This is a genomic window from Streptomyces sp. 1331.2, assembly GCF_900199205.1.
In the GTDB taxonomy this organism is placed as follows: Bacteria; Actinomycetota; Actinomycetes; order Streptomycetales; family Streptomycetaceae; genus Kitasatospora.
On record NZ_OBMJ01000001.1, the window covers coordinates 3,386,875 to 3,397,721 of the forward strand.

Annotated in this window: 7 protein-coding genes; all 7 read right to left on the reverse strand. The window is 75.7% G+C overall.

Annotation, left to right across the window (positions count from 1 at the left end; all coding sequences use genetic code 11):
• Nucleotides 1-70: 70 nt before the first annotated feature.
• The 7 genes from CRP52_RS14335 to CRP52_RS14365 all read right to left on the reverse strand — a co-directional run bounded on the left by CRP52_RS14335 (nucleotide 71) and on the right by CRP52_RS14365 (nucleotide 10,832).
• Nucleotides 71-817, reverse strand: coding sequence for an HAD family hydrolase (locus tag CRP52_RS14335; RefSeq protein WP_179852797.1), 747 nt, complete (start codon nucleotides 815-817; stop codon nucleotides 71-73).
• A 124-nt stretch (nucleotides 818-941) separates the two neighbouring features.
• Complete coding sequence (locus CRP52_RS14340) at nucleotides 942-1,742, reverse strand: VOC family protein (protein ID WP_097236749.1); 801 nt, start codon at nucleotides 1,740-1,742, stop codon at nucleotides 942-944.
• Between the two features lie 168 nt (nucleotides 1,743-1,910).
• Nucleotides 1,911-2,360, reverse strand: a complete 450-nt coding sequence (locus CRP52_RS14345; protein ID WP_097236750.1) for an SRPBCC family protein — start codon at nucleotides 2,358-2,360, stop codon at nucleotides 1,911-1,913.
• Between the two features lie 157 nt (nucleotides 2,361-2,517).
• Nucleotides 2,518-4,299, reverse strand: a complete 1,782-nt coding sequence (locus tag CRP52_RS14350) for an LCP family protein (RefSeq protein ID WP_097236751.1) — start codon at nucleotides 4,297-4,299, stop codon at nucleotides 2,518-2,520.
• Between the two features lie 299 nt (nucleotides 4,300-4,598).
• The gene (locus tag CRP52_RS14355) at nucleotides 4,599-5,753 is read right to left on the reverse strand and encodes a S8 family serine peptidase (RefSeq protein WP_143685740.1); all 1,155 of its coding nucleotides are present in this window, start codon (nucleotides 5,751-5,753) and stop codon (nucleotides 4,599-4,601) included.
• Between the two features lie 284 nt (nucleotides 5,754-6,037).
• Nucleotides 6,038-9,406: a right-handed parallel beta-helix repeat-containing protein gene (locus CRP52_RS14360; RefSeq protein ID WP_097236753.1), complete on the reverse strand. Its 3,369-nt coding sequence runs from the start codon at nucleotides 9,404-9,406 to the stop codon at nucleotides 6,038-6,040.
• Nucleotides 9,407-9,488: 82 nt separating this feature from the next.
• On the reverse strand, nucleotides 9,489-10,832 hold the full coding sequence (locus tag CRP52_RS14365) for a hypothetical protein (RefSeq protein ID WP_143685741.1): 1,344 nt from the start codon (nucleotides 10,830-10,832) through the stop codon (nucleotides 9,489-9,491).
• Nucleotides 10,833-10,847: the final 15 nt, after the last annotated feature.

Below are 10,847 nucleotides of genomic sequence, written 5' to 3' on the forward strand. Positions count from 1 at the left end.
TGCGCCCACACGCACCCACTGATGAGTCTCCCCCGGCCTTCGGCCGGGGGGACCCCCGTGCTGCGCTCGCTCATGACTGCTCCCCCAGGAGCTCGGAAAGGTCGTCGACGACCACGGTGGCGCCGTCGCGCCGCAGTTCGGCGGCCTGGCCGGTGCGGTTGACGCCGACCACCGCGCCGAAGCCGCCGGCCCGGCCGGAGGCGACCCCGGCGAGCGCGTCCTCGAAGACCGCGGCGTGCGCGGGCTCGACGCCGAGCGCGCGGGCCGCGTACAGGTAGGTGTCGGGGGCGGGCTTGCCGGGCAGGCCCTCGGCCTTGGCGACGTTGCCGTCCACGATCACGTCGAACAGCTCCTCGATGCCCGCCGCCCGCAGCACGTCGCGGCAGTTGGCACTGGAGGAGACCACCGCGCTGGGCAGCCCGGCCGCGCGCAGCCGGTGCACGTAGTCGACCGAGCCCTGGTACGGCTGGACGCCCTGTTCGCGGATCATCCGCAGCACGGTGTCGTTCTTGGCCCGGCTGATCCCTTGCACGGTACGGGAGTTGGGCGGGTCGTCGGGGGTGCCCTCGGGCAGGTCGACGCCCCGGCTGTGCAGGAAGGCCCGGGTGCCGTCCAGGCGCGGGCGGCCGTCCACGTAGGTGTCGTAGTCGGTGACGGCGTCGAACGGGACGAACGGCCCGCCGGTGCGGGCGGATTCGGCGCGCAGGAAGGTGTCGAAGGTGTCCTTCCAGGCCGCGGCGTGCACCTTCGCGGTCTGGGTGAGCACCCCGTCGAGGTCGAAGAGGAAAGCACGGATGTCGTCCGGTAGCCCCAGCATGGGTGCAGTCTTACCCGGGAACGGGGGGAAGCCGCCCATTTCCCGGCGGCGCGTCGCGGAAGCGGCTGCGGCACCGCTACCGCTACGGCTACGGCTACGGCTACGGCTACGGCTACGGCTACGGCTACGGAGAGTCGGGCAGTTGCGGCTCGGGGGCCTGGATGACCGCGAAGAGCGCGCCCTGCGGGTCGCGGACGACGGCCATCCGGCCGGACTGCAGGTCGAACGGCGGCTGGAGCACCGAACCGCCCGCCCTGACCAGGGCGTCCACCGTCGAGTCGGTGTCGTCCACCGAGAAGTAGGTCATCCAGTGCGAGGGCGTGCCGGGCGCCAGGTAGCCGGGGACCGCCTGCATGCCGCCCACCGTGCGGTCGCCGACGTTGAGCGAGAAGTACCCGTCCATGCCCTGGACGGTGGCCGGGCGCAGCCCGAGCGCGGGCTGGTAGAAGCGGCCGGCCGCGGCGGTGTCGGTGGTGTTGAGCTCGTTCCAGACCAGCGCGCCGGGCTCGTTGACCACGCCGGCGCCGATGAAGTCCATCGCCTGCCAGACGCCGAACACCGCGCCCGTCGGGTCGGCGGCGACCATCATCCGGCCGATCGTCCCGACGTCCATCGGCTCGTAGAGGATGGTGCCGCCGGCCGCGGCGATCGCCCGGTGGCTCGCCTCGGCGTCGTCCGAGGCGAGGTAGGTGGTCCAGGCGACGGGCGGTGCGGGCCGGTCCTCGGGCCCGGGCGCCGTCATGATCCCGGCGACCGGCCGGCCGTTGAGCATGCACACGGAGTAGCCGCCGAACTCGACCGGGCCGACCTGGCCCTGCCAGCCGAAGAGGTCGCGGTAGAAGTCGAGCGCGGCCTGCTGGTCACTGGCCAGCAGGTCGACCCAGCACGGGGTGCCGGGCGGGTACGGGTCGGTGACGACGGGCATCGCGGGGCCTCCCGGAGGCGGTGGTGGCCGGCCGGGGCGGTCGGCAGGGCTGCGGCGGTCGGGCGGGGCTGCGGCGGGCACCGGGACGGCGCCACACCGCCACCTTCGGCCCGGCACCGCGTTCCCGCCACCGGACGGCGTCCGACGGCATCGGCCCGGCGGGCCGGCTCAGGGGGCGTCGTGCCGCCGGGCGGTGACGAAGTACGGCTGCACCTTGCCGCTCTGCGCGTAGTCCTTGAACCGGACCAGCAGTTCGGCCCAGGTGCCGGCCACCGCCGGGACGCCCTCCTCGCTGCCCGGCTGCCAGCCGCCGTGCCGGAACAGCAGCCGGGTGCGGTCGGGTGCACCGGGCTGCTCGGCGAGGTCCCAGCTGATCCAGGTGCCGGCCCAGTGCGGCGGGAAGGCCCCGGCGTTGGCCCAGACCACCCGGTCCCGGTCGGCGCGCTCGACCCGGAGCCGGAAGGGCTCGGGGACGTCGGGGAAGTCGAAGAGCAGGACGTCGTCCTCCCGGTCCACGGCGGTGGTCCACCAGGCGGTGAGCCCGTCGTGGGTGGTGAGCGCGGCGAGGACGACGGCCCGGGGTGCGGCGATGTCGAGTTGCAGGGCGATCTCGGGCATGGCGTCCGCCTTTCGGTGCCCGCTGGGCCCCCTCCTGTGGCCCCTCCTCACGATGGCACGACCCCCGGGCCCGCGCGCCCCGGGGATGTCCGGGGCGCCGGTCCGGGGGTCGGTGCGCGGGTCGGTGCGGGGGTCGGGTCCGCGGCGGGTGGGGCGGTCAGCCGCCGCTGCCGTAGGTGGTGTTGGCGCAGATGTCGTCGTCCGCCGAGCGGGCGTCGTTGGTGACGGTGGTGGGCAGCGGCTGCGGGGGCGCCGGGACGCCCGGGGTGGCGGCCGGCGCCGCGCCGGTCGAGCCCGGCGCGAGGCCGACGGCCGCCGCGAAGTCCTGGCCGACGATCACCGAGATGCCGCGCGCGGTGCCGGATTCGAGCTCGGCGCCGGGGAACAGCGCGGCGATCTTCTCCGCGTTGGCCTTCTGCCCGGAGCCGTACTCGATCGTGGTGGTCTTGTACTTGGTGTTCGCGGCCTGGCCCGCCGTGGAGGCGGTGAACTTGGCGGCCTTCAGCTGCTCGGTGCCCTTGCCGGCCAGGCCGTTGACGAGCGTCCCGTTGTAGACCGCGACCTTGATCGCGGCGTTGCCGGCGTCCCCGGCCGGGGCCGGCGGGGTGGTGGCCGCGGGCGGCTGCGGGGCCGGGCTGGTGCCACTGGCGGGGGCGTCGGGCTGCTGGCCGGTGGCGTTCTGGCCGTCGATGGTCTGGTCGGCCTTGAGGGTGTCCCAGAGCTTGTTGGCGTCCGGCTGGATCAGGTCGATGTTGGAGTCCTGGGTGCGGAAACGCCAGGGCGCCGTCACGAACTTGAGGTTGCTCATGTCGATGTTCTTGAGCGACAGGCCGAAGGAGAGCAGCTTGTCCGCGGAGTCCAGGCCCGGGTCGACGGTCAGCGACTTGGTCGCGGCGTCGGCCAGCGGCAGGAGGGTGGTCGGGTTCATCCCCTCCTTCTTGATCTTGGAGGCGAGCGAGCCCAGGAAGGCCTGCTGGCGCTTCATCCGGCCGATGTCCGAGCCGTCGCCGATGCCGTGCCGCAGGCGGACGTAGTCCAGCGCCTTCTGGCCGTCCACGGTCTGCTTGCCCTGCGGGAGGACCAGCGCGCCCTTCTTGTGCAGGTTGGGGTTGATGTCCCCCTCGTAGATCGGCTGCGGCAGGCAGACGTCCACGCCGTTGACGGCCTTGGTCATCGAGGCGAAGCCGTTGAAGTCGACCACGAGGGTGTGGTCGACCCGGATGCCGGTGAGCTTCTCCACCGTGTTCTGGGCGCAGGCCGGGTTGCCGTCGTCGCTGCCGCCGGTCGAGAAGGCGGCGTTGAAGAGGTCGGTGTTGCCGCCCTTGGTCCACTTGCCGTTGGGGAGCTTGCAGGACGGTATCTGGACCATCGCGTTGCGCGGGATCGAGATGCCCACGGCGTGCTTGTGGTCGGCGTAGACGTGAAGCAGGATCGTGGTGTCCGAGCGGGCGCCGCCGTCCTCGCCGCCGCCGAGGTCGGCGTTGTTCTTGCCGCGGCTGTCGGAGCCGATCAGCAGCACGTTGACCGGCTTGTTGCCGTCCGCGTCGGCCTTCGACTCCGGCGGGCGGTCGGTGGCTATCGCGTCGCCGTCGAAGGACTTGATGTTGGCGTTCAGCTTGAAGTAGATCGCGCCGCCCACGCCGGCGATGACCACCAGCACGCCCGCCGTCGTCCAGGCGACGATCTTCTTCACGTTCTTCTTCGGCTTGGCGCTCTTGCGCGCCGCCGCCCGGCCGCCGGCACCGCCCTCGGCCCGGCCGTCGCCACCGCGGCCGCCGTCGCCACCGCGGCCGCCCTTGCCCTGGGCCGCACGGCGGGCCTCCGCCCGGCCACCGGAGCGCGGCGACGGCACGGTGCCGCCGCTCTCCGTGCCCTCGGTCGTGAGCGCGCCGGACGCGTCCTCGCCCCGGGCCGGGCCCTCGCCCCACTGACCTGACATGCGCGTACCTTTCACCGACGGAAGCGACGCCCCGGACGATCTGGCGCACCGCACACAGAGAGACGGTCGGGACCGCCCCCGGGTTGCACATACGTACAGCACTGGCAACCGACGAACGTGGCTTCCGATCATATTTAGACCCGGCGCGATCACGGACCCCCGGTGGGCCGGTCACCCCACCGACAGTCCGGCAACCACCAGGCAGAACACCCGAAACCGCCCGATTCCGACGTGACCCATGCCACGTCGGTGCCGCCCGGCCCTTGTCCTGGGCGGGAGGGGGCGGGGCCAGACACGCCCTAGGACGCGCTGCGGCGGCGGCCCGCCCGGGCCACCGCGGCGGCGAGGGCGACCACCGCGACCAGGGCGGCACTCGCCCCGGCCACCGTCGAGGCCCGGGCCAGGGCGGTCCGGTCGGCGGGCGGCGGGACGGTGACCGGCTCCACGACGGCCCAGGGGGCGGCGGTGGCCGGGGGCTGGGCGGTCACGGCGGCCACCACGTCCAGCGTGCCCCAGCCCACGGCCGGGTCCGGGAGCGACGAACCCGGGCGGTACGCCGTGGACTTGAGCCGCTCGGCGACCTGGGCCGGCGTCCACCCGGGCTCCCGGGAGAGCAGCAGGGCGGCCGTGCCGGCGACCAGGGCGGCGGCGCCGCTGGGCCCCGAGGCGGTGAAGTAGCCGCCGCCCGGCCCGGCGGCCTGCAGCCCCTCGCCGGGGGCCGCCAGGTCCACCCGGGCGCCCGGACCGGCGCCCGCTGCGCCGCCGGAGCCGCCGGAGACCGCGCTGCCACCTGCCGCGCCGCCGGAACCCGGGTCGCCCGGGGAGGGTGCGCCGCCCGGACCGATCGAGGCCACCGCGAGCACGCCCGGGTAGCCGGCCGGGAAGACCGCGCCCCTGCCCGACTGCCCGTCCGGCCCGGCCGGGGCGACCAGCAGCAGCCCCTTTGCCGTGGCGTACTCGACGGCGTCGGCGAGCGCCTGGCTCGGCGCCGGCACCGGCACCCCGACCACGGCCACCCGGGCGCCGCCGTCGGCCGCCGCCCGGATGCCCTGGGCGAGCAGGTCCGGCGTGGTCGTCCCGGCGTCGTCGGTGACCGCGACGGCCAGGACGGTCGCCTCGGGGGCGATCCCGGCCGGTCCGTTGTCGGGCGTACGGCGGCCGGCGACCAGGCCCGCCAGGAAGGTGCCGTGGCCCACGCAGTCCCGGCCCGCGTCGCCCTGCCCGTGCAGCCGGGGGCCCGTCCGGAGCCGGCCGGCCAGCACCCCGGCACCGGTGCCCGCCGAGGCGTCCACTCCGGAGCCGAGCACGGCGACGGTCACCCCGGCGCCCCGGCCGAGCGACCAGGCCGACTCGGGCCGCAGGTAGACCTGGGCCCACGGGGCGCGGTCGACGGTCGCCCGGACGGACGGCTTGCGGCAGCCGTTCTCCCGGACGTCCGGGAGCGTCTGGCTCATCGCCGGGAGCTCCCCGGCCGCAGGCGGGGCGGCCGCTGCTCCGGCCGGGGCCCCCGGCGCGTCGGCGACCGCCGGCGCGACGGGGCCCAGCAGGGCGGCGGCGGCCCACACCGCCGCCGCCCCGGCGACCCCCCGCCGCCCCCGGCGGACGGCCGCCCCCACCGGGCGGACCGCCTCCCGGGGAGTTCCTGGGGCCCGCCCCGCGAACGGTGCCGGATCGGGCCGCGGCGTCAGGGTGCGTGCACCGCCGGGCGCAGGCGGGGCAGGCCCTGGGCCCTGGGGGGTCATACCGAGCTGCCCAGGCGCTCCACCGCGATGTCCTCGGGCAGCAGCAGGCTGAGCTCGGAGAGGTCGGCGAAGTCGAGGCGGCCGAGCCGGCCGGCCTGGCGGGTGATCATGCCCTCCAGGGTCTGCCGGGCGAAGCGGCCGTTGCCGAAGGTGCGGTCGCGCGGGACGGCGGCGAACAGGCGGGCCAGTGCCTCCAGGGTCTCGGGCGCGCAGGTGTAGCCGGCGTTCTCGGCGAGCCGGCCCACGATGGTGACCAGTTCGTCGTCGGTGTAGTGGCCGAACTCGACCTGGCGGGAGAAGCGGGAGGCCAGGCCCGGGTTGGAGGCGAGGAAGTGCCGCATCTCGTCCTCGTAGCCGGCGACGATCACCACCACCTCGTCCCGGTGGTCCTCCATCAGCTTCATCAGGGTGTCCACCGCCTCCTGGCCGAAGTCGCTGCCGCCGCCGTGGCGCGGGGTGAGGGTGTACGCCTCGTCGATGAAGAGCACCCCGCCGCGGGCCCGGTCGAAGGCCTCCTTGGTGAGCTGGGCGGTGTGGCCGACGTACCGGCCGACCAGGTCGGCGCGGGCGGTCTCGACCAGCTGCCCACCCGGCAGCACCCCCAGCTCGGCGAGCAGCTGCCCGTAGAGCCGGGCGACGGTGGTCTTGCCGGTGCCGGGCGGGCCGGCGAAGACCAGGTGGTGGCTGATGGTGGCGGTGGGCAGCCCGGCCTCCTCCCGCCGACGCACCTGGCGGATCAGGTTGACCAGGTCCTCGACCTGCTCCTTGGCGGCCGGCAGGCCGACCATCGCACGCAGTTCGGCGAGCAGTTCGGTGCCGTCCCGGCGGGCGGCCTGCGGGGCCTCCTCGGGGGCGACGTCCTCGGGGACCAGCAGGGCCAGGTCCTCGTCGGAGATGTCTGCCCGGGTGGCGAGCCTGGTGGCCTGGCGGTCGACCATCTCCTCGAACACCTTGCGGGCCGCCCGGCCGTTGCCGAAGTCCTCGCCCTTGGGCAGCCGCTCGAACAGCCCGGACAGGGCCTCCCTGGTGCCGCCGGCCAGCTCGTAGCCGTGCCCGGCGGCCGCTCGCTCCACGATGGTGACCAGCTCCTCCACCGAGTAGTTGGCGAACTCCACGGTCCGGCTGAACCGGGAGGCCAGGCCCGGGTTGGAGGCCAGGAAGTCGGTCATCTCGGCCGAGTAGCCCGCCACGATCACCACGATGTCCTCGCGGTGGTCCTCCATCAGCTTGACCAGGGTGTCGATCGCCTCCCGCCCGAAGTCCGGGCCGCTGCCGCCGGAGCCCGCCGACAGCGTGTACGCCTCGTCCAGGAAGAGCACCCCGCCGAGCGCCGACTGGAACACCTCGGTGGTCTTGAGCGCCGTCCCGCCGATCACCGAGGCCACCAGGTCGGCCCTGGCCACCTCGGTCAGATGCCCGCTGCGCAGCACCCCCAGCTCGGCCAGGATGCTGCCGTACAGCCGGGCCACCGTGGTCTTGCCGGTGCCGGGCGGGCCCGCGAAGACCAGGTGGCGGCTCATCGGCAGCGCGGGCATGCCCGCCAGCTCCCGGCGCCGGGCCAGCTTGTTGAGGTTCACCAGGGTGGCGACCTGCTCCTTGACGCCCGCCAGGCCGACCAGTGACTCCAGCACCTCCAGCGGGCCCGGCCGGCCGTCCGGCACGGCCCCGCCCGCGGCGGCGGGCTCCCCCGCGGCGCCGCCCGGGGCGCCGGGGGCCGCCCCGGTCTGCGGTGCGGCCGCCGGGGCGGGCGCGGCGCCGGTGGTGGCGGTGCCGTGCGCGTCCGGCAGCTCGTTCTCCTCGCTGACCAGGTCCTCCACCGACAGCCGCTCGCTCGGCGCGCCCTGGCGCAGGCCGGAGCCGCGGTTGCGGGAGAGGGTGCAGCCGGTCAGCCGGACGGCCTCGACGGAGTCGGTGCGCACCCCGTCCCCGGTGTTCTCGCTCGCCGTGAGCTGGGCCAGGGCGGCCCGGGCGCCGGCCCCGATCCGCACGCCGTGGCGGCGGTTGCCGGTCACCCGGACCCGGGTGCAGGTCAGTTCGGCGCCGTCCTCGGCGGTGACCCCGTCCTCGGCGGAGCCGGACACCTCGCAGTCGCGCAGCGTCGCCGTGCCGACCCGGCCGAGCAGCACCCCGGAGCCGCCCGCGCCGCGCACCACGGTGGAGCCGAGCCGGAGGTCGGCGCCCTCCGCGATCCGCACGCCCGCCCGGCCCGCGTCCAGGACCTCGCAGTTCTCCAGCTGCCCGCGGCCGTCCCGGAGTGCGGCCACGCCGTCGCCCTTCGCCCGGTGGACGGCGACCCGGCGCAGCCTCGGGTTGGCGCCGTCGGTGATCAGCACGCCGGTGCCGGTGACGTCCCGCACCTCCATCCGGTCGACGTCGGCCGCACTGGCACCGGTCAGCTCGACCCCGTCGGCGCAGTCGCGGACGACGGTGCGGGCCAGCGAGGGCCCGGCGGAGTCGCCGACCCAGAGGCCGGTGCCCTCGCCGCCGTCGATCTCGCAGTCCTCGAAGGTGCCGCGCGAGCGGGCCGTGACGTGGACGCCGTGGCCCGCCGTCCGGGAGGCGCGGCAGCGGCGCAGCAGCGGGTCGGTGCCCCCGGCGAGCACGAAGCCGTGCCCGGAGGTGCCGGTGACGGTGCAGTCCTCCAGGGAGACCCGGGCGGTGGAGGAGATGTAGACGCCGATCGTGGTGTCGCGCACGGTGGTGCGCAGCAGCCGGGTGGTGCTGTGCTCCTCCAGGGCGATGCCGGGCTTGTCGGTGACGGAGACCTCACAGCTCTCGAAGGTGCCCCGGGCCTCGCCGTTGGCGCAGATGCCGTTGCCCCGGGCGTCGCGCAGCACGCAGTTGCGCAGCAGCGGGTTGGCGCGTTCGCCGATCACGACGGCGGAGCTGCCGAGGTGTTCGATGACGCAGTCCTCGATGACGCTGCTGCCGGTGGAGGTCTCCACGATGCCCGCGCCGGCCGGGTTGGTGACCCGGCAGCCGCGCATCGCCAGGGTGCCGTCCCCGCGGGTGAGCAGGGCCGTCCAGGAGCTGCCGACGACCTCGCAGTCCTGGACGGCGGCCTGGCCGCGCGGCACGTCGATGGCGGGCAGTTCCTCGTCCTGCCCCTGGAGGATCAGGCCGGTCAGCTGCACCGCCTCGGCGGTGACCTGGACCACGCAGCCGCGCCGGGCGGTGATCCGGACCGTGCCCCGGGCCTCCGCGGCGGTGATGGTGACCAGCTTGTTGATCACCAGGTTCTCCTCGTAGCGCCCGGGGCGTACCGAGATCACCGCCCCGCTGCGGGCCGCCGCGAGCGCGTCGCCGATGGTGCGGTAGCGGCCGTCCCGCTGTTCCGGGCATACCGTCAGCACGTGGCGCGACATGGCGTGGCCTTCCCTCTCAGTGACTCGCTCGGTGGACGGCCCGGTGGCCGACTCGGTGGCTCGCGGATGACCTGGCTACCCGTCAGCCGGTGCAGTCGGCGCGCACGGCGGCGGCTGCGTGGTGGGCCTTGTCGGCGCTGCCGCCCCAGTCGATGCCCCGGGAGTGCAGGGTGACGGAGATCCGTCCGCCGCTGACCGGGAAGGGGCCGGCGTCGTACCACTTGCCGCGGTTCGCGGGCTGGTCGACGTTGAAGGCGCCGGCGCCGCCCGAGGCGTTCGCCACGGTGTAGTAGGAGGGCTTGCCGCCCACCGCCTTGAGGTCGCCGTTGTTCGGGACGTAGACGGAGATCCGGCAGCTGCCGCTGGTGACCGGCGCCGTGGAGAAGGTCCACACCGCCGAGTTGCCTTCCGGGTCGTCCTTGTTCGCCGCGCCGGACATCGGCAGCGAGACGTACGAGCCGTTGCAGCCCGAACCGGTGTACCCGCCCGCGGAGTTGGTCAGCCAGCCGGCGGTGCCCTGGGTCCACCAGCCGTTCTTGGCGAAGCTGACGGCGGAGTTGCCGCAGCCGTTGCCGCCGATGGCGCTGAAGCTGGGCGGGGCGGGCTTGCCGGCCGCGGGCGGCTGCTGGGGGGCGGGCGGCTGCCCGGGGGCCGGCGGCTGGGGCACGGGGGCCGGGACGGTGCCGGAGCCGGAGCCGGAGCCCGGGGCGGGGCCGGAGCCACCGCCCGCGCCGGTGCTGCCACCGCCACCGCCGCCGTTGCCGCCCGGCGCCGGGGCGCCCGGGTTGGGGCGGGTGAGCGGGCTGCTGCCGGTGCCCGGAGCCGTCCCGGCGCCGGGGACGGTTCCGGTGGTCGTCCCGGGCGGGCCGCCGGGGACGACCGGGGCCCCCGGGGCCGCCGGATCCCCGCCGGGGGTGGCCGGCTGGCCCTGCGTCGGGTCGCCGGCCGGGGCGCCGGGGACGGGGACGACCGGGTCGGCGGGCGCCGGGGGCTGCGCGAGGTCGTCGAGCTCGGGGCCCTCGACGGGGGGCCGGTCCGCCGTGCTGTGACCGCCGTTGCCGGAGCCGCCGCGGCCGGACTTGCCGCCGTCGGTGATCAGGAACGGCAGGCCCATCAGCACCACGCCGACGGTCGCGGCGGCGATGATCACGGGCCGCTTCAGCCGGGCCCGGCGCCCGGACGGGGCGGGACCGGCGGGCTCGGCCTCGGCCTCCGCCGCGGCCCCCGGGTCGGGGTCGGGGCCCGGGTCGGGCAGCGAGGCGGGAACGGCGGCGACCTGCCCGTACTGCGGCACGGCCGGCGGCGCGGCCGGGGCCACCGGGCCCGCGCCGGCCGGCCCCTCCTCCATCTCCCAGGCCACCGAGGGCAGCTGAATGCCCGCCGCCGCCCCGTTCTGAGACCGGTTCCCAACCGTGCTCGTGCCCACCGCAGCTCCTCGGCT